A 22918-nucleotide genomic window follows, 5' to 3' on the forward strand; every position below is an offset into this window, starting at 1 on the left:
TCCTGCGTCTGGTGTGTCATACCGCGGTTGACTATCTTGTTTTTTTTACCGTTCAGGCGTTGCCGTTCACAGCCAACCCCTCAAAAGATCTCTTAGCGAGTGTTGACCGCGAACTGTCCGCCAGTGCTGAGTTATCCTGCTGCTACGTATCACAATGCCCGGCACTGTACCGAATGAGTGTCAGCCCACGGCAAAAAAAAAAGCCCCTGATGTGGGGGCTTGATAGAAGGCAACAGACAGCGATTTGAATCACCGGCGTCCGGAGATCAGTGCAGTTTTAACCGCGGGCGGATCACCCGGTTGATACTGCCAACCAGCATCATCAGGCCGGTCTTAAAATAACCGTGCAGGGCAATCTGGTGCATACGATACAGCGAGATGTAAACAAAACGCGCAATACGTCCTTCGACCATCATCGATCCGCGCATCAGGTTCCCCATCAGGCTGCCTACGGTACTGAAGCGTGACAGCGAGACCAGCGATCCGTGATCTTTATAGACGTAGGCTTTCAGCGGCTTGCCCTGACGTTGCGCCAGAATGTTTTCCATGGCGCGTGACGCCATCTGGTGCGCAGACTGGGCTCGCGGTGGCACGAACCCGCCGCCTGGCAAGGCGCAGGAGGCGCAGTCACCAATCGCATAGATGTCATCATCCAGCGTGGTTTGCAGCGTCTCTTTGACCACCAGCTGATTGATGCGGTTGGTTTCCAGCCCGCCAATCTCCTTCAGGAAGTCTGGTGCCTTGATGCCGGCGGCCCAGACCATTAAATCGGCCTCAATAAACTCACCGCTTTTGGTATTCAGGCCGTGACGTTCAGCGCTGGTGACCATGGTCTGCGTCAACACCCGCACGCCCAGCTTGGTCAGTTCCTGATGTGCGGCAGCCGAAATGCGTGGCGGCAGTGCAGGCAGAATGCGCTCACCCGCCTCGACCAGCGTGACGTTCAGCGCTTCACGGCCCAGGCCCTTGAAGCCATAGCTGTGCAGCTGTTTTACCGCATTGTGCAGTTCCGCCGATAGCTCAACGCCGGTCGCGCCACCGCCGACAATCGCGATGTTAACCTTCTCGACCTTGCCTTCGCTGGCCGAGAATTTCAGAAACAGGTTAAGCATCTCATTGTGGAAACGACGGGCCTGATGTGGGTTGTCGAGGAAAATACAGTGATCTTTGACGCCCGGCGTACCGAAGTCATTGGAGGTACTGCCCAGCGCCATCACCAGCTGGTCGTAGGCCACTTCACGTTGTGGCACCAGCACGTCACCGTTCGCATCCAGCACTTCTGCCAGCTGGATCACTTTGCGCGTGCGGTCAATATCGGTCAGCGATCCCAGCTGAAACTCAAACCCGTGATTACGCGCATGCGCCAGGTAGCTTAACGCGTCAATGCCTTCATCCATTGAGCCAGTCGCCACTTCATGCAGCAACGGTTTCCACAGGTGGCTGTGGTTACGGTCGACCAGAATGATTTCGGCTTTCTTTTTACGGCCGAGTTTATGACCCAGCTGCGTCGCCATTTCCAGGCCGCCAGCGCCCCCTCCAACGATAACAATTTTCTTAACAGATGTAGTCAACAAAGACCCCCTCAAATTGTGAACCAAAAGTTAATCAATGGTTAAAATAAACCTTAATAAACATAGGGTTGGCGAAGTTAAAATCGCAATCTGATGGCAGAATAACATGACGGGAAGAGGAGAACATAAGAAAATTGATATACATCAAAGCAGGCAGATGAAACTCAGATAATTACGCAGTGAAAACAGGCACCTTGCGGTGCCTTATCGCTTAACTCAATGTTTTAAAAGCTTTTATCCGCTGAAGATGTGGGGATATATTTTTGAATTTATGCCCTTCGTCCTCATCCCAGACAATTTCATAGTAGGGACGCAGTTGATCGGCGATACGCTGACTGTCGAGCGCCTCATCCTGCCGGGAGAGAAAGGTCAGGCAGCGCTCGCGGTTACGTTCGCGAAAATCACTGACGCACTTAGTGGCGATATCCTGATACTCCTCAGGACGATCGATCTTCCCTTCCATATTTTCATACGGATAGAGATTAGGATTAAAAATCGCCTGGCGGATACCACACAGAAAACCGATGCGCTCTGACCAGTAGCCACCCAGACCGACACCGCAAATCAGCGGCCGGTCGTCGTCGCACAGGCTCAGCATTTTATCGGTCTCTTTCAGCAGAAACTGCATGTCATGTTTAGGATGACGGGTGCTGTAACTGATTAACCTGACATCAGGATCGATGAACTGCAGCTGCAGCACCTTTTCGTGATTGCCCGGACTCGTGGAATCAAAACCGTGCAGATAGATGATCATGATAATCCTCAAGGTAAAGATGGCGCCGGGCAGTCACTGCTTACCGCGACGCTTTATAAGCCAGCCAGCGTTCCTGAAGCGCACTCAGTTGCTGTGCATTGCTTTTCCAGCGACTGCTTGCCTGCAGGCTGTCGCGGGTAAAAGTGCCCCGATGATACAACTGTGTCACCCGCTCTGCCCCGATCAAGGTCAGGTTATCTAACACACTGATCGCACCCTGACGATGATTGCAGACCAGAATCATGTCACATCCGGCGGAAAGCGATTGCTGCGCCCGCTCCGGATAGCTTCCCATCACCGCCGCGCCCTCCATTGACAGATCGTCGGAGAAGATCACCCCATCAAAGCCCAGCTGCTGACGTAACACCGTTTTGAGCCAGTAAGGCGACCCGCTGGCGGGCAACGGGTCGATCTCGCTGTAGATCACGTGCGCCGGCATAATCGCATCCAGCACCTGCTCACTAATCAATGTGCTGAAGATCGACATGTCATGCTCACGCAGCGTCGCTTCATCACGCGGATCGCGTGGCGTCTCTTTATGCGAATCGGCACTTACTGCACCGTGACCGGGAAAATGTTTACCGGTGGTTTTCATGCCGGCTTCCTGCATTCCGGCGATAAAGCGACGGGCAACCGCCAGCGCAATTGCCGGATCGGCATGAAACGCCCGATCGCCGATCGCCGCGCTGATGTGGCCAATGTCGAGTACCGGCGCGAAGCTGATGTCGATATCCATGGCGATCATCTCGGCCGCCATCTGCCACCCCGCCTGCTGTGCCAGTTCCCCGGCGCTGGTGAGATCGTGTAACGCGGCAAAAGATTGCATCGCGGGTAACTGGGTAAAGCCGTCACGGAAACGCTGTACCCGTCCGCCTTCCTGATCGACCGCCACCACCAGCCGGGTGTGCGATACCGCGCGGATTTGCCGCACTAACTCCGCCAACTGCGCCGGATCGTGATAATTACGGGCAAACAGAATTAATCCGCCCACCAGCGGATGCTGCAAAATCTCGCGTTCTTCGCCGTCCAGCTCGTAGCCTTCAACGTCGAGCATCAATGGGCCGGGTAAATGTGATGTCATAACCTGAATCCTGTAGCTTTGCGTCACAGCGCAAAACGATTAAATCTGTTCCCAGCTCTGTCGAGCCATCTGTTGCAAAGTTTCATCGCCACTTTGCTCGGCGCGCAGTTGATACCAGCTGGCCATCAATAGCCGCAGCCACGGCTGCCAGCGTGCCACCTGCCGCTGTAGCGTACTTAACGGCAGCCGTGCTGCCTCGGCATACTCACTCAGCCAGTCAGCCTGATGATGCGGATCGGCCGCGCACACCGCCGCCAGTTCCAGCGCCACATCGCCATCTGCCGCATACTCCCAGTCGATTAAACGCAGCCCCTGCTCACCATCAATCAGGTTGCCAGCGTGGACATCCATATGTAGCGGTGCCAGCCTCAGCGGCTGGGGTTCGCCGTGGCGGGTTAATGCCTGCAGCGCACGCAGCCAGCGGGAATGGCGCTGCTGACACTGCTGCCAGTAGTGCCACAACAGCGGTTGCAGTAACAGGCGATAACCGGTCAGCGGCTGCTGATGTAACTGCAGTAGCAGCGCGATAATTGCCGGACGCTGCTGGCTGAACGCCGCGCTATCCAGCGCCTCGCCGGTCGACCACGCCAGCAGCACGCCATGACGATCGCCCGCGATCGGTCGCACCGCCCCACCAGCCGGCTGCAGTTTGCTTAACAGACGAAACTCACGCTGCCGATCGACAAACGGAATGGCCGGCTGTGGCGCAGGCCGCGCGATAAAGATGCCGCGCGGCGTGACAATTTTCTGGCTCTGACCGGTCAGGCCAGCCAGCGGTGTGACCGACAGAGAATCGGTCTCACCCATCACCTGCTGAATAATCCGCTGGAAGGCCGGATTAATTCTGTGCAACGCCGTTGCCGGACCAGATGATCTCGCCAGTCTGTACCAGCATCAGCTGCATCTGCAGCGTTGGCGTTTTCACATCGCCCTGCGCATTGCTGTAAAGCACATACTGCGCGTTAACGTTGCGCGCCAGGCCGATCGCTTTACTGCGCGAATTGAGACTGTCATCGGGCGATAAGCCCAGCGTCTGCTTGGCCTGATTCAGTTGATCAGTCGACACCAGCGTGAACTTACCATTGTTGTTGAGCGCATTCTGGATCGCATCCGTGGCTTTTTCACTTTGCAGTGCGCCGTTGGTGCTGTTTTTGATGCGATCCACCAGCAGTACGCTGCCCGGCTCGGCGCTGGCGGCACGCAGCATTTGCGCCACTAAAGGCTGCACGCTGGCATCCCAGTTAATGGTTTTCAGCTTCGGCGGCTGCGGGATAGGCTGCGGCTGCGGCACCGGTTCAGGTTGCGGGACCGGCTGTACCGGCGGCTCAGTCGGCTGCGTCGGTTCGACCGGCGCAGGTTGCTGCTGTTTCACCACACAACCGCTCAGAATGAGCGCCATCAGTAGCGCTCCAGTACGATTAACACTGCGTATCACGTAAACAATCCTTAAAGATAGAGATAAAGGCGAACCTTGCTGGCAGTCAGGTTACCCAGTTGCGACATCACGACAATGCTGCCCTGCGCCGGAACACTGACGGTTTGTGCCGGTTCCTGCGGGGTAATTTCCAGCCCTTTGTCGTCGTACCAGTAGTAACGATAGTGCACAATCACCGGCGTTTCGCGCTGATTATAGAGCACGCTGGCGGCACGCATCTGGCCATCCTTCTCATCCAGCGTCGGTTCATCGGTAATAATGCCCGCCGATAAGACGGATGACTCCATCACCAGTGACTGCGAGGTATTGATCATCGGTTTATCGCTGCTGCAGCCGGTCAGGCTGAGCAGGAACGGCAGGCCAATCAGCCAGGATCGCATAGCACGTTTCCGTTAGAGGTTCAGTTTGACAGCATCGGGCCCAGCGGTTCGCCGCCCAGCAGATGCATATGAATGTGGTAAACCTCCTGACCGCCGTGTTTGTTGCAGTTGACAATCAAACGGTAGCCATCCTGATCGATGCCTTCCTGACGGGCAATTTTGGCGGCGATGGTGAACATGCGGCCCAGCGCATGTTCATGTGCAGCCTCCACCTCATTGACCGTCGGGATCAGCACATTCGGTACGATCAAAATGTGGGTCGGCGCTTTCGGCGAGATATCGCGAAAGGCGGTGACCAGTTCATCCTGATAAACCACATCAGCGGGGATTTCGCGACGGATAATTTTACTAAAAATGGTTTCTTCAGCCATGGTGCAATTCCTTTAGCCAGGGTCGTAATCAATCAGTATGCGGGAGAAATTTGTTTTCTTTCAACCTCAGGTCCACTTTTCTTGCATTGTTCGTCTCTCTTTACAGCAACCTCTGCTGCCTGCGCTTCCGCTCACCTTTACAGGTCGATATTGATGCGCGCCACCGCACAAAAATGAAACGCCGTTTTATAAATTAGATTTTAGCCGCCCTTTTCTTTGTATCATTGCCACATCATCCCGGACCCTTGCCAGATTACGAAGGTTAACCCGGCGTCGCAGTTCTACTTTGCTATTCAGTCCGGCTGAGATGCCCGGCGTCGTCATGAGGGATTTACCGACATTCACCATCAAGGAGCACGCACCATGCGCTCACGTAAGATTGGTCTTGGCCATTATCTGGCCTACGGGTCCGGGGATTTTCTTGGAGCAGGCACCACGGCGCTGACTGCCGCCTGGCTGCTCTATTTCTATACCACTTTTTGTGGGTTGACCCCGATTGAGGCGACCCTGATTTTTGCTGCCGCCCGGGTACTGGATGCGGTCGTCAGTCCGCTGATGGGCTTCCTGACCGATAACTTTGGTTCGACCTGGCTGGGTAAACGCTTTGGCCGCCGCCGCTTTTTTATCCTGCTGGGCATCCCCTGTGTCTTTAGTTACAGCCTGATGTGGATCAGCGACATGAGTTTCTGGTGGTATCTCTGCACCTATCTGCTGTTCGATATTATCTACACCATGATTCTGGTGCCTTATGAAACGCTGGTCCCTGAGATGACCGACGATTTCCGGCAGAAAACCCGCTTCTCTGGCGCACGCATCGGCCTGGCTCAGCTTTCGGCGATCCTGGCGGCTTTTTTACCCGGCATCCTGCTGGGGGCGCTTGGCAAAGACAACCCGCACTCCTTCTTTTATGCCAGCCTGGTGTTCTCGATCATCTGCGCCCTGGTGCTGACGCTGGTGTGGTTCTTTACCTGGGAACGTCATCCGGATGATTTCTCCGCCGAGTCACGCCGGGCAGAACAGGAAAAACAGCAGCTGACGCTGCTGCAAAATCTTAAACGGCTCTATGTTGAGCTCTCCTCGACCTTACGCGTTCGTATCTTCCGTCAGCATCTGGGCATGTATCTCGGCGGCTATATCGCTCAGGACGTGTTTAACGCGGTCTTCACCTGGTACGTGGTGTTTGTCCTGATGCAGAGCGCCCAGATTGCCTCAAACCTGATGGGCACCATGGCGGTTCTACAGTTTATCGCGGTGATGGGGATGATTCCGCTTTGTATCCGCATGGGACCGGCTCCCGCCTATCGCCTGGTGGCGGTGCTGTTCGGGCTGGCGGCGCTCTCGTATGCCGGGCTGTGGTATGCCGGGATGAACGATAACCTCGCGCTGCTGTTACTGATCTCCGCAGTAGCGGGTCTGGGCCGTGGCGGCATCAACTACGTCCCCTGGAACACCTATACCTATATCGCCGATGTCGATGAGGTGATCACCGGTCAGCGTCGTGAAGGCATTTTTGCTGGCATCATGACCTTAACCCGCAAAGCTTCGCAGGCCGGTGCGGTAATGCTGGTAGGTATTGTGCTGCAGCTCTCTGGTTTCGTCTCAGGTCAGGCGACCCAGGTACCGGGCGTCAGTCATACCATTCTGGCAATCCTCAGCCTTGGCACCGTGGCGGTACTCACCTGCGGTTTCCTGGTTTCACTGCGCTTCAAGCTGAATCTGCAGACGCATACCGTGCTGCGTGAAGAGACCCTGAAGATGCGCGAAGCGGGACGCATTGTGCCGGAAAAAATCACGCCTGAAGCGCGACAGATCGTCGAAACGCTGGCCGGCATGCCCTATGAAAACCTGTGGGGCAACAATAACATTGGCTTCCTCAATCGCATGAAGCCCGCCGCGCCACCGTTACCCACGCATCGCCCTTTACTCTCATCTATCAACCCGACCTTAAAATGACAGGAATAAACCATGACTGTATTTCCCGTTAAACACAGCGCGCTATTGTGCCAACCTGAACATCTGCTGCCACGCAGCGAACTGGTCCAGCTGATCCACAAGCTGACACAAAATCTGGTCAACATCACCGACGAAACCGGCGAATTTTTGCTGCGGCTGGACGATGGCCGGGTGATCGATACTAAAGGCTGGGCGGGTTGGGAATGGACACACGGCATCGGCCTGTATGGCATGCTGCACTACTATCAGCAGACCGGTGATCGGCAGACGCTGGCGATCATTGATGACTGGTTCGCCCAGCGTCTGGCGGAGGGAACGCCCACCAAAAACGTGAATACCGTTTGCCCTTTTCTGACGCTGGCTTACCGCTATGAGGAGACCGGCAATGCCGCATGGCTGCCGGTGCTGGAGCGCTGGGCAGAATGGGTGATGTATGAAATGCCGCGCACGGAACAGGGCGGGCTGCAACACATTGTCTATAACAATGAAAACACCCAGCAGCTTTGGGACGACACCCTGATGATGAGCGTGATGGCGCTGGCGAAAATTGGTCAGTTACTGAAGCGTGACGAGTGGGTTGAGGAAGCGAGCTACCAGTTCCTGCTGCATACCCAGTATCTGATGGATCGTGAAACCGGGCTGTGGTTCCACGGCTGGAACTTTGACGGTCGGCATAATTTCGCCAATGCTCGCTGGGCACGCGGCAACAGCTGGCTGACCATCGTTATTCCCGATTTTCTGGAGATGATGAACTGGCCTGAGCATCATGCTACCCGCCGCTTTCTGCAGCAGGTGCTGGCGTCGCAGGTGAAGGCGTTGCAGGCGTGCCAGCACAGCAGCGGACTGTGGCATACCCTGCTCGATGACCCGCAGAGCTATCCGGAAGCCTCGGCTACCGCAGGATTCGCCTATGGCATTCTGAAAGCGGTGCGCAAGCGTTACCTGCCGGCGGAATATCGTGAGATGGCGGAAAAGGCGCTGCGCGGCGTGATTGCCAACATCGATGCCGACGGTGAGCTGAAGCAGGTATCGTTTGGCACGGCGATGGGCAGCGATCTGGACTATTACCGCACCATTCCACTGACCTCAATGCCGTACGGCCAGGCGATGGCGCTGCTGTGCCTGACCGAGTATCTGCGCGTCTATCTGTAAATCACGCGCATAAAAAAAGCCCCGCTGGGCGGGGCTTTTTATCATTCCGCTGGCATTACATGCTGCGGATATAATCATCCATATCGGTTTTCAGGTTATCGGATTTGGTACCGAAAATCGCCTGAACACCTGAACCTGCCACTACCACGCCACGTGCGCCGAGGTTTTTCAGTTCAGTCTGATCCACCTTCGCGACGTCAGCCACGCTGACACGTAAACGGGTGATACAGGCATCAAGGTTGGTGATGTTCTCTTTACCACCAAACGCCGCCACCAGTTTGCCCGCCATTTCAGTGCCGGTCGCAGTGGACTGCTCGCTGCTGGTCTCTTCACGGCCTGGTGTTTTCAGGTCCAGTTTAGCGATCAGCACGCGGAAGATGGTGTAGTAAACCAGACCGTAGATGATACCGATAATCGGGAACAGCCAGATTTTACTGCTGTTACCGCTCAGCACGATAAAGTCGATCAGACCGTGCGAGAAGCTGGTACCGTCACGCATTCCGAGCAGAATACAGATTGGGAAAGCCAGACCGGCCAGCAGCGCATGGATTACGTACAGGATCGGCGCAACGAACATGAATGAGAATTCAATCGGTTCGGTGATACCGGTCAGGAACGCAGTCAGCGCAGCGGAGATCATGATACCGCCCACTTTGGCGCGATTTTCAGGCTTCGCTGAATGCCAGATAGCAATCGCTGCCGCTGGCAGACCGTACATTTTGAACAGGAAGCCACCGGAGAGTTTGCCCGCGGTCGGGTCACCCGCCATATAACGCGGGATATCACCATGGAACACCTGACCTGCCGCATTGGTGTATTCACCGATCTGCATCTGGAAAGGAACGTTCCAGATGTGATGCAGGCCAAACGGCACCAGCGAACGTTCTACCACACCGTAGATACCAAAGGCGACAACCGGGTTCTGATAGGCGGCCCACTGTGAGAACTCCTGAATCGCGGAACCTATCGGTGGCCAGATAAAGGAGAGCAGTACGCCGAGAATGATGGCTGCCAGACCGGAGATAATCGGTACGAAACGCTTACCGGCAAAGAAGCCGAGATATTCCGGCAGCTTGATGCGGTAAAAGCGATTGAACATATACGCGGCAATCGAGCCGGCGATAATACCGCCCAGTACCCCGGTATCCGCCAGGTGTTTCGCCTCAATTTCTGCCGCTGGCAGATGCAGCACCAGCGGAGCCACCACCGCCATGGTTTTCACCATGATGCCGTAAGCGACTACCGCGGCCAGTGCTGATACACCGTCGTTATTGGTAAAGCCCAACGCCACACCGATGGCAAAAATCAGCGGCATATTGGCGAACACCGATCCGCCCGCTTCTGCCATCACATGCGAAACCACTGCAGGCAACCAGCTGAAATTGGCCGAACCGACACCTAACAAAATCCCGGCAATCGGCAGAACCGATACCGGTAGCATGAGCGATTTACCGACCTTTTGCAGGTTGGCAAAAGCATTTTTGAACATAGCGTGAAGCTCCTGAGTATGAGTGCATTTTTTCGCGCATTGCGCGTGGCAAAGAGGGAGGATTCTTTACCGGGTTGGCGGTGACCGCCTTTTGATTTATTACGAAGGGTAAAATAAATCGTTATTTGTTACTTTGACGGTTATCACGTTTCGACAATCGCAAGCGTGCACTTTACGAAATTTCTTACTGACCCGCACGAATAATCAGCAATAAAAAGCTGGCCTTGTTGGAAAAACAAGGCCATATGTGCAGATTACAGATTAATTACAGAGTATGAAATAAACGAGCGACTCAGGCACCCAGCCGGCTCATTGGGATGTGGAACAGCGCCGAGAAATTGCGGGTCGTGGTGGCGGCTAGCGTGTCAATATCCACGCCTTTCAGCACCGCCAGATAATCGGCGACATCGCGGGTGTAGGCGGGCTGATTCTCTTTGCCGCGATAAGGAACCGGGGCCAGATAAGGTGAATCGGTTTCAACCAGCATCCGATCCAGCGGAACGTAACGCGCCGCTTCACGCAGCTGCTCCGCATTACGGAAGGTGACGATGCCGGAGAACGAAATATAGAATCCCATATCCAGCAGTTTAGCCGCGGTAGGCTGATCCTCGGTGAAGCAGTGCAGCACGCCGCCGCAGCGCTCAACCTGTTCCTCACGTAAAATTGCCAGCGTGTCTTCCCGCGCATCACGGGTATGCACAATGATCGGTTTGTTCAGGGCGATGCCGGTACGGATGTGCTCACGGAAGGAAGCCTGCTGCTGCGCTTTGGTCTCCTGCTGATAGTAATAATCGAGCCCGGTTTCCCCCAGCGCCACCACCTGTGGATCGGCAGCCAGACGGCGAAACTCCTCTACGTCATACGCCTCCTCCTGATTCAGCGGATGAACACCGCAGGAGAGCGCGATTTCGGGGCGGTTACCAACCAGCGCTTTCAGGGTATGAAAACCGGGCAGCGTGGTGGCAATGGCCAGCATAAATTTCACATCACGCGCGGCCGCTTTGGCGATCACATCATCCAGGTCGCGATGGTTTTTCTCATAGTCCAGGCCATCAAGGTGGCAATGGGAATCAACAATAAACATAGTTACTCTCAGAAGGTTTAGCCGATCAGCGCAGGCTTCATATTATCAGCCCAGCTCAGGAGCTGATCGGTCAGCAATAATTCGCGGTTAACCGCCGCCACGTGCAGCAACTGCTCGCGACAGCGCATCCAGCCCTGCGCACTGCTGTTCAGCGCAGTCGGGGTAAAGTGTTCTGCCAGCAGCGTCACCACGTCCTGACGATCGACGTTACTCAACCACTGTCCTGCATTCTGCTGCCATTTCATCGCATCCAGCAGCAGCGAGAGCAGCCAGCCAATGCGCACCGCCGCGTCGTCGCCATTGAGCACCGGCAGCAGTTGCAGAATGTCCTGCTGCAGTGCCGCGGGCAGCGCATCGCACAATTTCTGTCGCGCCTGCCACGGGCCTGCCGCCAGCAGATTGAGCGCCGCTTCCGGCGCGCCAGCGCTGAGTCGCAACGCGGCGACCAGCATCGCTTCATCCTGCGACGTCTGTTTCTTCAGCCAGTTCAGGCTGAGTCCTTCCTCCGGCGGTGAAAGATGCAGCGTCATGCATCGGCTGCGCAAGGTCGCCAGCAGGCGCGACGGGTCACGGCTACTGAGGAAAAACCAGCTATTGGCCGGCGGTTCTTCCAGCGTTTTCAGCAGGGCGTTGGCCGCAGCTTCAGAGAGCTGAGCCGCATCAGGCAGCCAGACAATTTTGGCACCGCCCTGCTGACCGAAATGATACATTTTCTCGGTCACCTGACGAACCGCATCAATGCCGAGGGTATTTTTACCTTTCTCTGCTTCCAGCCGGTACCAGTCCGGATGGGTATTGGCCTGCATCAGCTGGCAACCGTGGCATTGCCCGCAGCTTTTCAGGCCATCGGGCTGCTGGCACATCAGCCAGCGGCTGATTCCCCACACCAGCGCATCATCGCCCATTCCGGCCATCGCCTGAATCAGCAGCGCGTGATGACTCCGGCCCTGCTGATGCTGCGTGATCAGCTGGCGATAGGGCTGGTTGAGCCACGGGAACCAGTTCATCACGCCCGCTCCGCCAGCCAGCCCTTCAGGGTGGACTGAAGTGACGCCGTCACTTGTTGCAGCGACTGGGTGGCATCAATTGTCAGAATAGTGGGATCGTCTGCCGCCAGCGCCAGATATCGGTCGCGGGTGCGCTCAAAAAAGCGCAGCGACTCCAGCTCAATGCGATCCAGCGCGCCACGGGCACGGGCGCGTTGCAGGCCGATGTCTGGCGTTACGTCGAGATAGAGCGTCAAATCGGGGCGAAAATCGTCCAGTACTGCATCGCGCAGGGTACGCATTAGTTCACTGTCGAGTCCGCGTCCGCCGCCCTGATAAGCCTGTGAAGAGAGATCGTGCCGATCGCCAATCACCCAGGCCCCGCGAGCCAGCGCCGGTTTGATCACCGTTTCGACCAGCTGCACGCGCGCCGCGTAGAGCATCAGCAGTTCCGCTTTATCGGTCACCTGTTCACCTTCAATGCCCTGCTTGATCAGCAGCCGCAACTGCTCCGCCAGCGGCGTTCCACCAGGCTCGCGGGTGAAGACGATATCTTCAATCCCGCGTTCGCGCAGCGTGGCGACAATCGCATCGCGCGCCGTGGTTTTACCGGCGCCTTCCAGGCCCTCAATGACGATAAACTTACTGTTCATTTTTTTCCTTCAGCGTTTGCCGGTAAACCTGCACCGCCCGGTTATGGCTGGCAAGATTGGTGGTAAAGGTGTGTCCGCCCTTTCCATCCGCCACAAAATAGAGATAGTTGCTCTTTTCCGGATGAGCCGCCGCCTGCAGCGACGCTTTGCCCGGCATGGCAATCGGGCCTGGCGGCAGACCATTAATGATATAGGTATTGTAATCGGTTGCCGTCTCCAGATCTTTACGCGTCAGGGTACCGTTATAAGCCGGGCCCATGCCGTAAATCACCGTCGGGTCGGTTTGCAGTCGCATGCCGGTTCGCAGTCGATTAATAAACACCGAGGCGACACGGGCGCGCTCTTCACTGACGGCAGTCTCTTTTTCAATGATCGAGGCCATGGTCACCAGATCCTGCGGCGTTCTATACGGCAGATTATCCGCCCTTTCCTGCCAGACCTGATCGATGGTTTTCTTCATCCGCTCATGGGCGCGCTGCAGGATCGCCAGATCGCTGGTATTAGCGGTATAGAGATAGGTATCCGGGAAGAAGTTGCCTTCCAGCTGCTGCGGATCAACCTTCAGCTCGCTGGCCAGCGTCGCAAACTGGTCATCTTTCAGCGTATGCCGGATATAGGGCGCTTTGCGCAGCTCGCTCAGCCACTCCGTCAGGCGCTGACCTTCGACCAGGCGCAACGGAAACTGTGCCTCTTTGCCGCTGGCCAGCAGCTGCAGCAGCGAACGCACCGTCATGGTCGGTTCGAGGCGGTAGGTCCCGGCTTTGAAAGTCGCCAGTTCGGGTTCTACCTTCAGTAACGCGCCAAACCAGATGCTGTGCGGAATGATGTTCTGACTTTCTAACTGCGCTTCAAGCGCCACCCGGCCAGTACCGGCGGGCAGCGTGTAGATCGTTTCCTGGTGCAGGGTTAACGGGGTGGACGCGAACTGTTTTATCTGCCAGTAACTTAAGGCAGCCGCGACACCCACTATCGCCACAATGCTGGCGAGAATTTTTTTACTTCGGCTCATGATGCATCCATTATCTTTTTACAGCTTGCGTGCAACTGATTAAACAGCGTGCGTTGAGTAAAGTTCACCGCCTCCAGCTGTCGTACCGGTAAAACCGGCATCAGGGCGTTACATATCACGATTTCATCGGCAGCCAGCAACGCGTCAGGTTCACACTGAACAACCCGGCAAGCCTGCCCTGCAGCGGCGAGCTGTGCCATCAGACTGCGTCGCATAATGCCATCGACGCCCGCCCAGCGCAGGTCAGGGGTAAAAATCTCCGAGCCCCGGCGCCAGAATAAATTGGCCGCACAGCATTCCACCACCCAACCTTCAGTGTCAAGCACCAGCGCTTCGTCGGCGTCTGTCTGGTCAAGATGAGCCCGGATCATCACCTGTTCCAGCCGGTTGAGATGCTTCAGACCGGCAAACTGCGGATTGCGCGCCAGCCGAATCGGGCTGAGAGCCAGCGACGCGCCGCGCTGCTGTAAGTCAGCATAATGTTGCGGCCACGCTGCCAGCGAGACGATACGCGTCGGCTCACCTCCCCCTTTCCGGCTGTAACCGCGTCCGCCGCTGCCGGCGCTGAGTATTACTTTCAGCACAGCCTGCCTCTGATCCCGGGCTGCCTGACGCATTTCATTTTCCAGCTGCAGCCAGTCGATGCCGTTGATTAACAGCCGCTCACAGCCCTCTCTGAGACGCTGAATGTGGCGTTCCAGTAACAGGATCTTGCCCTGCTGCACCGCCGCGGTGGTAAAGCAGCCATCCCCGAACTGCAGTCCGCGATCGCTGGCCGCCAGAGTTGATTGTTCGATGCCGTTAATCCACATGGTTATCTCCGGTTGGGCAGCGATCGGCTGCGCCGATGCTGACTGTTTTGAATTATCAGGATAAAAAAAGGCCCGCATCGCGGGCCTTTTTAGCAATCAACTGCGATTACACTTTACGGAAAATCAATGATCCGTTGGTGCCACCGAAGCCGAAGGAGTTACACAAGGTGTACTCCAGTCCGGAAACCTGACGCGCGGTATGCGGCACGAAATCGAGATCGCAGCCTTCATCCGGGTTGTCGAGGTTAATGGTCGGCGGTACCGCCTGGTCACGCAGAGCCAGAATCGAGTAGATCGATTCAACGGCACCCGCAGCACCCAGCAAATGCCCGGTCATCGATTTGGTTGAGCTCACCATTACCGTACTGGCTGCTGCCCCGAATACCGATTTCACTGCACGTGTTTCCGCTTTGTCACCGGCTGGCGTCGAGGTGCCGTGCGCGTTGACATAGCCGATTTGCTCTGGCGTAAGCTGAGCATCACGCAGCGCATTGATCATCGCTGCTGCTGCGCCCGAGCCATCTTCCGGCGGAGAGGTCATGTGGTAAGCATCGCTGCTCATACCAAAGCCGACAATTTCCGCATAGATTTTCGCGCCGCGCTGCTTAGCATGTTCGTACTCTTCGAGTACTACAATACCGGCACCGTCACCCAGCACAAAACCGTCACGATCTTTATCCCATGGGCGGCTTGCTGCCTGTGGGTTGTCGTTACGGGTGGAGAGTGCACGTGCTGCGCCAAATCCGCCAACGCCTAATGGCGTACTGGCTTTTTCAGCACCGCCTGCCAGCATCACGTCAGCATCGTTATAGGCGATGATACGTGCGGCGTGGCCGATATTGTGCACGCCAGAGGTACAGGCAGTCGCAATAGAGATGCTCGGACCTTTCAGGCCGTACATGATAGTGAGATGACCCGCCACCATGTTTACGATAGTCGAAGGCACAAAGAACGGGCTGATTTTACGCGGGCCACCGTTTACCAATGAAGTATGATTGTCTTCAATCAGACCTAAACCACCGATGCCGGAACCAATCGCTGCGCCCATACGACCTGCATTTTCTTCGGTCACAACCAGACCGCTATCCTGCATAGCCTGCATGCCGGCAACAATGCCGTATTGGATGAAGTCATCCATCTTGCGCTGATCTTTGCGCGAGATGTAGTCATCACAATTAAAACCTCTTACCAGACCTGCAAAACGGGTTGCATAGGCACTGGTATCAAAATGGTCGATCAGGTTAATGCCGCTCTGACCGGCAAGGAGAGCACTCCAGGTAGACTCTACGGTATTGCCGACAGGAGACAACATGCCAAGACCGGTCACAACTACACGACGCTTAGACACGTTCGTCCTCCAGGGAGGGGAAATAGGGAACTATGTGGGACAAACATAAAAATCAGGCGGTCGAGCGACCGCCTGAAGATATTCATTAGCCTTTGTGGCTATTGATGTAGTCGATCGCTGCCTGAACGGTAGTGATTTTCTCAGCTTCTTCGTCTGGAATTTCAGTATCAAACTCTTCTTCCAGAGCCATTACCAGCTCAACGGTATCAAGAGAATCGGCACCCAGGTCTTCTACGAAAGATGCAGAGTTGGTCACTTCTTCCTCTTTCACACCCAGCTGCTCACTGATGATTTTCTTAACGCGTTGTTCGATATCGCTCATACTATTTAATTTCCTATCAAAACTCGCTTACGCGATGGTTTTCGTAGTGTATAAAATGGTGAAAAAGATGCAACAAAATCCCGGCTGGTCGAACCACGATTTTACGCTATTTTGCGGTTTTAGCCGCAAATAATGCAAATGTTTTCGTGATTTATCAGACCATGTACATGCCGCCATTGACGTGCAGCGTTTCACCTGTGATGTAGGCTGCTTCGTCAGAGGCTAAGAATGCCACAGCATTGGCGATTTCTTGCGCTTCGCCTAAGCGACCCGCAGGTACTTCCGCCAAAATACCAGAACGTTGATCTTCGTTCAGTGCCCGCGTCATGTCTGTCTCAATAAAACCTGGAGCCACGACGTTGACGGTAATGCCACGTGACGCGATTTCGCGCGCCAGTGATTTGCTAAAGCCAATTAAACCCGCTTTTGCTGCCGCGTAGTTTGCCTGGCCCGCGTTACCCATGGTTCCAACAACGGAACCGATGGTGATGATACGGCCCACGCGCTTTTTCATCATGGCACGCAATACCGCCTTAGAAAGGCGGAAGACAGAAGTGAGGTTGGTATCGAGGATATCCTGCCACTCATCGTCCTTCATGCGCATGAGGAGATTATCACGCGTAATGCCTGCATTATTGACTAAAATATCCACTTCGCCAAATTCTGCGCGAATATTCTCTAAAACACTGTCGATCGATGCAGCGTCAGTCACGTTCAGTAACAGGCCTTTACCCTTGTCGCCAAGGTAAGCACTGATGGCGTCAGCGCCATTCTGGCTGGTCGCGGTACCTACAACTTTAGCGCCTTTTGCCGCCAGCGTCTCCGCAATCGCACGACCAATGCCGCGACTCGCGCCGGTTACCAGCGCAACTTTACCTTCAAAGCTCATGATTTTCCTCTTATTCCTTTCCGAGTGCAGCCGTCAGTGATGCACTATCGTTGACGGCAGCCGCTGTCAGGCTATCCACAATGCGTTTGGTCAGACCGGTCAGCACTTTGCCTGGACCGATCTCCAGCAGTTGGGTCACACCCTGTGCCGCCATCGCTTCCACGCTTTCGGTCCAGCGAACCGGACTGTAGAGCTGGCGCACCAGCGCATGGCGAATCGCGCCAGCGTCAGTTTCGGCTTTGACATCGACGTTATTGATCACCGGCACCGCAGGCGTATTGAAGGTGATGGACTCCAGCGCCACGGCCAGTTTGTCCGCCGCTGGCTTCATCAGCGCGCAGTGAGACGGCACGCTGACCGGTAACGGCAGCGCACGCTTAGCTCCGGCAGCCTTACAGGCTGCGCCGGCACGCTCTACCGCTTCTTTGTTACCCGCGATGACCACCTGGCCTGGCGAGTTAAAGTTAACCGGCGAGACGACCTGACCTTGCGCACTCTCTTCACAGGCTTTGCGGATTGATGCGTCATCCAGGCCAATAATCGCCTGCATTGCGCCAGTACCTTCCGGCACGGCTTCCTGCATCAGTTTGCCACGCAGCTCAACCAGCTTGATCGCATCGGCAAAATCCAGCACGCCAGCACATACCAGCGCGGAATATTCACCCAGGCTATGACCGGCCATCATTGACGGCTGCTCACCGCCCTGCTGCCGCCAGACACGGTAAATAGCGACCGAGGCGGCTAACAGCGCTGGCTGGGTCTGCCACGTTTTGTTCAACTCTTCAGCCGGCCCCTGGCTGACTAACTGCCATAAGTCATATCCCAGTACCGCAGAGGCTTCACGGAAAGTCTCTTCCACCTGCGGATAGGTAGCGGCTAAATCAGCCAGCATACCGACCGTCTGTGAACCCTGGCCTGGGAAAACAAAAGCAAATTGCGTCATCTTACGTTCCTGTCAATCAAAAGCGAACCAGTGCAGAACCCCAGGTGAATCCACCACCAAAGGCTTCCAGCAAAATAAGGTGTCCGGGTTTGATGCGGCCATCACGGACCGCTTCATCCAGTGCGCTTGGCACCGATGCGGCAGAGGTATTGCCGTGGCGATCAAGGGTAACCACTACTTTATCCATGGTCATACCCAGTTTCTTCGCCGTCGCGCTGATAATGCGCAGGTTGGCCTGATGCGGTACCAGCCAGTCCAGCATTTCGCGGTCGAGATTATTGGCCTGCAGCGTCTCATCAACGATGTGCGCCAGCTCGGTGACCGCAACTTTGAAGACTTCGTTGCCAGCCATGGTGACGTAGGCGGGTTGGTCCTGATGCGCGCGATCCTGATAAGGCAGGGTCAGCAACTGGGCGTAGCGGCCATCGGCGTGCAGGTGGGTCGAAATAATCCCCTGCTCTTCACTCTGGCCAAGTACTACCGCGCCGGCGCCATCGCCGAACAGAATAATGGTGCCACGATCTTCCGGGTCCAGCGCACGTGCCAGCACGTCAGCACCAATCACCAGCGCATGCTTAACCGCGCCATTTTTGATGTACTGATCGGCCACGCTCAGGGCGTAAGTAAAGCCCGCACAGGCGGCAGCAAGGTCAAACGCCGCGCAGTCTTTGATCTCCAGCATTTGCTGGATCATGCAGGCGGAGCTGGGGAAGGCATGGCTGGAAGAGGTTGTGGCGACAATAATCAGCCCAACATCGTTCGCCTCAATGCCGGCCATTTCGAGGGCGCGTTGAGCCGCGCTGAATCCCATGGTGGCGACCGTTTCATCAGGCGCAGCAATACGGCGCTCACGGATGCCGGTGCGGGTGACAATCCACTCGTCCGACGTCTCCACCATTTTTTCCAGATCGGCATTGGTGCGAACCTGGCTAGGCAAATAACTGCCCGTACCGATAATTTTGGTATACATCTAGGCTTTGTCACTCCTGGCTAATACAGCATCAAGGCGCGCAGCAATTCGTTCGGGAACCTGCTGCCGCACCGCCTGCTCTGCCTGTTCTATCGCCACGGTGAAAGCATGTTGACTTGCTGCACCGTGACTTTTGATCACTGTCCCGCGCAATCCTAACAGACAAGCGCCATTGTACTGGTCAGGGTTGAGATGCCCGAAACGCTTCGCCAGTCGTTTCTGGATCCAGCGTCCCAGCAATCTCAGCCACCATGACCGTTTTTTGCCTTCCCCCGACGACTTCAGCAGGGAAAGGAACATTCTTACCACGCCTTCCATGGTCTTCAGCGTGACATTACCGACAAACCCGTCACAGACCATCACATCCGTTTTACCGGTGAGTAGCTCATTACCTTCAAGGTAACCAATATAGTTGATCTGCGGTGATTCTCGCAGGATTACCGCTGCGTCGCGAATGGTTTCCAGCCCTTTGGTCTCTTCATGACCAATATTGAGCAGCGCGACACGCGGCCGGGCAATGCCGAGCACATGTTCCGCCATCACCGATCCCATCACCGCAAATTGCACCAGCATCGCACTGTCTGAGCCGACGTTAGCCCCCAGATCCAGCACCACGGTTTTACCCTGCTGCTGATGCGGTAAAACGGACATTAACGCCGGACGTTTAATGCCATCCAGCGGCTTTAATATCAGCGTGGCCAGTCCCATCAGGGCACCGGTATTGCCTGCGCTTACGCAGGCCTGCGCACGTCCCTCTTTGACCATCTCCAGCGCCACACGCATTGAGCTGCCGCGACTGTTTCGAATAGCCTGAGCGGGTCGCGCATCACTTGCAATAACCGATTCGGCAGGAATGACCTGCAAACGCCCCAGTAAGGAGGAATCCGCTTTGGCAAGCAATGGCGTGAGAATGTCGGGATTTCCGACCAGAAGAAGGAATAGCTGCGAATGAGAGGCCAGTGCCTGCAATGCTGCAGGCACTGTCACGCAAGGACCGAAGTCCCCGCCCATGGCATCAATAGCCAGGGTCAAACGTGTCAAGGTATCGCCTTGCTAAGCAAGAAACTTACTTAACGATAACCTTGCGACCGCGGTAGTAACCATCCGCAGTAATGTGGTGACGCAGATGAGTTTCGCCAGAAACTTTATCTACTGACAGAGCAGCAGTGGTCAGCGCATCGTGCGAACGACGCATACCACGCTTAGAACGGGTGGGTTTATTCTGTTGTACGGCCATGGACCTTACTCCTATTACTTACGCTTTAAACTGGCTAATACGGCAAATGGATTTGGTTTCTCCGCCTCTGCAGGCAGTTTGCCAAAGACCATGTCCGCCTCGGACACTTCACAGTGTTCAGAATCATGTACCGGAACGACCGGCAGCGCGAGAATGATTTCGTCCTCGACGACTGCCAGCAGATCGATCTCACCAAACTCGTTGACATCGATCGGCTCGTACGCTTCCGGCAATGCCTCGGCCTGCTCTTCAGAAGAGACAGGACTGAAGCAATAACTTACGTGTACGTGATGAGGAAAGGTCTGGTTGCAGCGCTGACAACGCAACGTCACTTGTACTTCAGCTGTACCCGTCAGTACCGCCAGACGTTGACTGTCAACCGCAAACGACATGGCACAATCCACATCACTGTCCACACTAACCACTGACTCGGCCACGCGCTCCACCTGTGCAGATGTGTAGACACCTTGATAATCAAGGCGTTTTTGAGCGGTGCGGACGGGGTCCAGTGTTAGGGGTAATTTTACCTTTTGCATAGGGCGCGCATATTAACTTTGTAATGTCATAGAGTCAAAGAAAAAGGCCGTTAAACAGCATCTTTCAACCACTATTCGCATCCAGTGCGGCGCACAGTTTAAAATGACTGTCACCAATTCGCTATCACTATTGAAAAAAAATGACCACATCGATTCTTTTAGCCTCAACCTCGCCCTTTCGCCAGGCATTATTGCAAAAGCTGGGCCTGCCCTTTATCACCGCCGCGCCCGAGGTGGATGAAGCCCCGTTGCCCGGCGAAACCGCGTCAGCGCTGGTGACACGCCTTGCGATAGCAAAAGCGCAGGCGCTGGCGCAGGCCTTTCCCGATCACTGGATCATCGGTTCCGATCAGGTCTGCGTGCTGGATGGGGTAATTACCGGTAAACCGCACAGCGTGGAGAACGCCCGGGCGCAGTTACGCGCCGCCAGCGGTAACCGCATCACCTTTTACACCGGCCTGGCGCTCTATCATCCTGCCAGTCAGCAACTGATGCACTGCTGCGAACCGTTTGTGGTGCATTTCCGTGAAATAACCGACGCGGAGATTGCGGCTTATATAGAGAAGGAACAGCCGCTGAACTGCGCCGGCAGTTTCAAAAGTGAGGGACTGGGGATTTGTCTGTTTGAGCGGCTGGAAGGACGGGATCCCAACACGCTGGTGGGACTGCCGCTGATCGCGCTGAACGGCATGTTACGGCAAGCCGGCATCAATCCGCTGTCGGACTGATGCCGGGATAATTATGCTTTCAGCTGGCGTAGCCTGATCAGACACTGCTTCAGGCCGTCATCCAGCGGCGCTTCCACCCGCATCACTTCGCCGGTGCCAGGATGGGTAAAGGTCAGCGCCGCGGCGTGCAGGAACAGCCGCTTTAAGCCGGTTGAGGCTAACTGGCTATCAAACTCACGTTCGCCGTAGCGATCGTCGAAGGCGATTGGATGACCCGCATGCAGGGTATGAACGCGAATCTGATGAGTACGACCGGTTACCGGGCTGGCTTTCACCAGCGTAGCAAAGGCAAAACGCTCCTCAACCTTAAAGCGGGTTTCAGAAGGCTTACCTTCACTACTGACGCGCACAATACGTTCGCCGCTCTGCAGAATATTCTTCAGTAACGGCGCCTGCACCACTTTCAGATGTGAAGGCCAGTTACCGCGCACCAGCGCCAGGTAATCTTTCTGCATCCCTTTTTCGCGCAGCTGTTCGTGCAGGGAACGCAGCGCTGAGCGCTTCTTCGCCACCAGTAAAATGCCGGAGGTATCACGATCCAGTCGATGCACCAGCTCCAGGAAGCGGGCTTCGGGCCGCAACGCACGTAATCCTTCGATCACCCCGAAGCTCAGCCCGCTGCCGCCGTGTACCGCGGTGCCTGACGGCTTATTCATCACCAGCAGGGATTCATCTTCATACAGGATGGCGTCAGCCAGCGAGGCGACTTTGGCCAGCTTAGGCGACACCGCATCTTCATCACGCTCCGCCACCCGCACCGGCGGAATACGGACCTCATCGCCCGCCTCCAGCTTATACTCCGGCTTGACGCGTTTTTTATTCACCCGCACCTCGCCTTTACGTACGATGCGATAAATCATGCTTTTTGGCACACCTTTCAGTTGGGTGCGCAAAAAGTTATCAATTCGTTGTCCGGCATTTTCAGCCGTGATGGCGACAAGTTGTACGCCCGGATTCTCTGTTTTCATGGCGGCGATTCTAAATAGTGTCCCCTGATAGCGCCACCCCTTTTTCTGTGCTTAACTCTGGGGTTAGTGTCGCGATAAGCGCTTCGGCTGCTGGCTTTTTCAGCAACCGGATGTTTTCCCCGACACCGTATAGCGTTAAATGTAAAGAAACTTCACAAGCTGGCTAAAGTCGCCTTGCTATATGAAGGTTAGCAATGGAATAATGCTTAAGTTTCTTACCTGAAGGGTTTCAGGGCAGAAAAAGAGC

At 55.6% G+C, this 22918-nt stretch carries 25 protein-coding genes; 3 read left to right on the forward strand and 22 right to left on the reverse strand.

The genetic code is table 11. From position 1 onward, the window contains the following. Positions 1-266: 266 nt before the first annotated feature. From FHW04_RS00375 to hinT, 7 genes are all read right to left on the reverse strand, one after another. Positions 267-1571: an NAD(P)/FAD-dependent oxidoreductase gene (locus FHW04_RS00375; protein ID WP_084227771.1), complete on the reverse strand. Its 1305-nt coding sequence runs from the start codon at positions 1569-1571 to the stop codon at positions 267-269. Positions 1572-1782: 211 nt separating this feature from the next. Beyond that, positions 1783-2325, reverse strand: coding sequence for an alpha/beta hydrolase YcfP (gene ycfP / locus FHW04_RS00380; RefSeq protein ID WP_069728172.1), 543 nt, complete (start codon positions 2323-2325; stop codon positions 1783-1785). A gap of 40 nt (positions 2326-2365) precedes the next feature. Beyond that, positions 2366-3406 (reverse strand): beta-N-acetylhexosaminidase, encoded by a 1041-nt coding sequence (gene nagZ, locus FHW04_RS00385; RefSeq protein WP_089561040.1) that lies wholly within the window; start codon positions 3404-3406, stop codon positions 2366-2368. A 39-nt stretch (positions 3407-3445) separates the two neighbouring features. After that, the gene (thiK, locus tag FHW04_RS00390) at positions 3446-4228 is read right to left on the reverse strand and encodes a thiamine kinase (RefSeq protein WP_371600410.1); all 783 of its coding nucleotides are present in this window, start codon (positions 4226-4228) and stop codon (positions 3446-3448) included. A 16-nt stretch (positions 4229-4244) separates the two neighbouring features. Then, a complete protein-coding gene (gene lpoB, locus FHW04_RS00395) occupies positions 4245-4841 on the reverse strand; it encodes a penicillin-binding protein activator LpoB (protein WP_046288392.1) in 597 nt (198 codons plus the stop codon). Positions 4842-4852: 11 nt separating this feature from the next. Then, positions 4853-5221, reverse strand: a complete 369-nt coding sequence (locus tag FHW04_RS00400) for a YcfL family protein (RefSeq protein WP_031377254.1) — start codon at positions 5219-5221, stop codon at positions 4853-4855. Positions 5222-5241: 20 nt separating this feature from the next. Further along, complete coding sequence (gene hinT, locus FHW04_RS00405; protein WP_031377253.1) at positions 5242-5592, reverse strand: purine nucleoside phosphoramidase; 351 nt, start codon at positions 5590-5592, stop codon at positions 5242-5244. Positions 5593-5955: 363 nt separating this feature from the next. On the opposite strand from hinT, the gene FHW04_RS00410 reads away from it, so the two are divergent. Then, positions 5956-7545, forward strand: coding sequence for an MFS transporter (locus tag FHW04_RS00410; protein WP_031377252.1), 1590 nt, complete (start codon positions 5956-5958; stop codon positions 7543-7545). 12 nt (positions 7546-7557) lie between these two features. Further along, complete coding sequence (locus FHW04_RS00415) at positions 7558-8697, forward strand: glycoside hydrolase family 88/105 protein (protein ID WP_069728169.1); 1140 nt, start codon at positions 7558-7560, stop codon at positions 8695-8697. A 55-nt stretch (positions 8698-8752) separates the two neighbouring features. On the opposite strand, the gene ptsG is transcribed toward FHW04_RS00415, so the two are convergent. The 14 genes from ptsG to yceD form a co-directional block, all read right to left on the reverse strand. Next, on the reverse strand, positions 8753-10186 hold the full coding sequence (gene ptsG, locus FHW04_RS00420) for a PTS glucose transporter subunit IIBC (protein ID WP_031377250.1): 1434 nt from the start codon (positions 10184-10186) through the stop codon (positions 8753-8755). 292 nt (positions 10187-10478) lie between these two features. Further along, on the reverse strand, positions 10479-11270 hold the full coding sequence (locus FHW04_RS00425; protein ID WP_031377249.1) for a metal-dependent hydrolase: 792 nt from the start codon (positions 11268-11270) through the stop codon (positions 10479-10481). A 17-nt stretch (positions 11271-11287) separates the two neighbouring features. Further along, positions 11288-12277 carry a DNA polymerase III subunit delta' gene (gene holB, locus FHW04_RS00430; protein WP_046288393.1) on the reverse strand — a complete coding sequence of 330 codons (990 nt, stop codon included), beginning with the start codon at positions 12275-12277 and terminating at the stop codon, positions 11288-11290. Further along, complete coding sequence (tmk, locus tag FHW04_RS00435) at positions 12277-12909, reverse strand: dTMP kinase (protein ID WP_089561041.1); 633 nt, start codon at positions 12907-12909, stop codon at positions 12277-12279. The genes holB and tmk overlap by 1 nt, the downstream gene beginning before the upstream one ends. Then, entirely contained in the window at positions 12899-13918 is a 1020-nt protein-coding gene (gene mltG, locus FHW04_RS00440; RefSeq protein WP_089561042.1) for an endolytic transglycosylase MltG, read from the reverse strand. The genes tmk and mltG overlap by 11 nt, the downstream gene beginning before the upstream one ends. Beyond that, the gene (gene pabC / locus FHW04_RS00445; RefSeq protein ID WP_069728189.1) at positions 13915-14730 is read right to left on the reverse strand and encodes an aminodeoxychorismate lyase; all 816 of its coding nucleotides are present in this window, start codon (positions 14728-14730) and stop codon (positions 13915-13917) included. The genes mltG and pabC overlap by 4 nt, the downstream gene beginning before the upstream one ends. 106 nt (positions 14731-14836) lie before the next feature. Further along, a complete protein-coding gene (fabF, locus tag FHW04_RS00450; protein WP_031376572.1) occupies positions 14837-16078 on the reverse strand; it encodes a beta-ketoacyl-ACP synthase II in 1242 nt (413 codons plus the stop codon). Between the two features lie 85 nt (positions 16079-16163). Next, positions 16164-16400, reverse strand: coding sequence for an acyl carrier protein (gene acpP / locus FHW04_RS00455; RefSeq protein WP_003849865.1), 237 nt, complete (start codon positions 16398-16400; stop codon positions 16164-16166). 154 nt (positions 16401-16554) lie between these two features. Further along, complete coding sequence (gene fabG, locus FHW04_RS00460) at positions 16555-17289, reverse strand: 3-oxoacyl-ACP reductase FabG (protein WP_031376571.1); 735 nt, start codon at positions 17287-17289, stop codon at positions 16555-16557. A 10-nt stretch (positions 17290-17299) separates the two neighbouring features. After that, the gene (fabD, locus tag FHW04_RS00465; RefSeq protein ID WP_089561043.1) at positions 17300-18232 is read right to left on the reverse strand and encodes an ACP S-malonyltransferase; all 933 of its coding nucleotides are present in this window, start codon (positions 18230-18232) and stop codon (positions 17300-17302) included. Positions 18233-18248: 16 nt separating this feature from the next. After that, positions 18249-19202: a beta-ketoacyl-ACP synthase III gene (locus FHW04_RS00470; protein WP_031376570.1), complete on the reverse strand. Its 954-nt coding sequence runs from the start codon at positions 19200-19202 to the stop codon at positions 18249-18251. Beyond that, the gene (gene plsX, locus FHW04_RS00475; protein ID WP_069728168.1) at positions 19203-20243 is read right to left on the reverse strand and encodes a phosphate acyltransferase PlsX; all 1041 of its coding nucleotides are present in this window, start codon (positions 20241-20243) and stop codon (positions 19203-19205) included. A gap of 25 nt (positions 20244-20268) precedes the next feature. Beyond that, positions 20269-20439: a 50S ribosomal protein L32 gene (rpmF, locus tag FHW04_RS00480; RefSeq protein WP_003849870.1), complete on the reverse strand. Its 171-nt coding sequence runs from the start codon at positions 20437-20439 to the stop codon at positions 20269-20271. A gap of 14 nt (positions 20440-20453) precedes the next feature. Further along, positions 20454-20975 (reverse strand): 23S rRNA accumulation protein YceD, encoded by a 522-nt coding sequence (gene yceD / locus FHW04_RS00485; protein WP_069728167.1) that lies wholly within the window; start codon positions 20973-20975, stop codon positions 20454-20456. A gap of 140 nt (positions 20976-21115) precedes the next feature. On the opposite strand from yceD, the gene FHW04_RS00490 reads away from it, so the two are divergent. Continuing rightward, positions 21116-21703 carry a Maf family protein gene (locus tag FHW04_RS00490; protein WP_089561044.1) on the forward strand — a complete coding sequence of 196 codons (588 nt, stop codon included), beginning with the start codon at positions 21116-21118 and terminating at the stop codon, positions 21701-21703. 11 nt (positions 21704-21714) lie between these two features. On the opposite strand, the gene rluC is transcribed toward FHW04_RS00490, so the two are convergent. After that, complete coding sequence (gene rluC, locus FHW04_RS00495) at positions 21715-22671, reverse strand: 23S rRNA pseudouridine(955/2504/2580) synthase RluC (RefSeq protein WP_089561045.1); 957 nt, start codon at positions 22669-22671, stop codon at positions 21715-21717. Positions 22672-22918: the final 247 nt, after the last annotated feature.

The sequence above is a fragment of the Pantoea sp. AN62 genome, assembly GCF_050432985.1.
Classification (GTDB): domain Bacteria; phylum Pseudomonadota; class Gammaproteobacteria; order Enterobacterales; family Enterobacteriaceae; genus Pantoea; species Pantoea brenneri.

Coding starts and splice junctions, on each gene's coding strand:
- ycfP (WP_069728172.1), bottom strand. CDS start 2,325: ATGATCATCTATCTGCACGGTTTTGATTCCACGAGTCCGGGCAATCAC.
- nagZ (WP_089561040.1), bottom strand. CDS start 3,406: ATGACATCACATTTACCCGGCCCATTGATGCTCGACGTTGAAGGCTAC.
- FHW04_RS00400 (WP_031377254.1), bottom strand. CDS start 5,221: ATGCGATCCTGGCTGATTGGCCTGCCGTTCCTGCTCAGCCTGACCGGC.
- hinT (WP_031377253.1), bottom strand. CDS start 5,592: ATGGCTGAAGAAACCATTTTTAGTAAAATTATCCGTCGCGAAATCCCC.
- FHW04_RS00410 (WP_031377252.1), top strand. CDS start 5,956: ATGCGCTCACGTAAGATTGGTCTTGGCCATTATCTGGCCTACGGGTCC.
- FHW04_RS00415 (WP_069728169.1), top strand. CDS start 7,558: ATGACTGTATTTCCCGTTAAACACAGCGCGCTATTGTGCCAACCTGAA.
- ptsG (WP_031377250.1), bottom strand. CDS start 10,186: ATGTTCAAAAATGCTTTTGCCAACCTGCAAAAGGTCGGTAAATCGCTC.
- FHW04_RS00425 (WP_031377249.1), bottom strand. CDS start 11,270: ATGTTTATTGTTGATTCCCATTGCCACCTTGATGGCCTGGACTATGAG.
- holB (WP_046288393.1), bottom strand. CDS start 12,277: ATGAACTGGTTCCCGTGGCTCAACCAGCCCTATCGCCAGCTGATCACG.
- tmk (WP_089561041.1), bottom strand. CDS start 12,909: ATGAACAGTAAGTTTATCGTCATTGAGGGCCTGGAAGGCGCCGGTAAA.
- mltG (WP_089561042.1), bottom strand. CDS start 13,918: ATGAGCCGAAGTAAAAAAATTCTCGCCAGCATTGTGGCGATAGTGGGT.
- pabC (WP_069728189.1), bottom strand. CDS start 14,730: ATGTGGATTAACGGCATCGAACAATCAACTCTGGCGGCCAGCGATCGC.
- acpP (WP_003849865.1), bottom strand. CDS start 16,400: ATGAGCGATATCGAACAACGCGTTAAGAAAATCATCAGTGAGCAGCTG.
- fabG (WP_031376571.1), bottom strand. CDS start 17,289: ATGAGCTTTGAAGGTAAAGTTGCGCTGGTAACCGGCGCGAGTCGCGGC.
- fabD (WP_089561043.1), bottom strand. CDS start 18,232: ATGACGCAATTTGCTTTTGTTTTCCCAGGCCAGGGTTCACAGACGGTC.
- FHW04_RS00470 (WP_031376570.1), bottom strand. CDS start 19,202: ATGTATACCAAAATTATCGGTACGGGCAGTTATTTGCCTAGCCAGGTT.
- rpmF (WP_003849870.1), bottom strand. CDS start 20,439: ATGGCCGTACAACAGAATAAACCCACCCGTTCTAAGCGTGGTATGCGT.
- yceD (WP_069728167.1), bottom strand. CDS start 20,975: ATGCAAAAGGTAAAATTACCCCTAACACTGGACCCCGTCCGCACCGCT.
- FHW04_RS00490 (WP_089561044.1), top strand. CDS start 21,116: ATGACCACATCGATTCTTTTAGCCTCAACCTCGCCCTTTCGCCAGGCA.
- rluC (WP_089561045.1), bottom strand. CDS start 22,671: ATGAAAACAGAGAATCCGGGCGTACAACTTGTCGCCATCACGGCTGAA.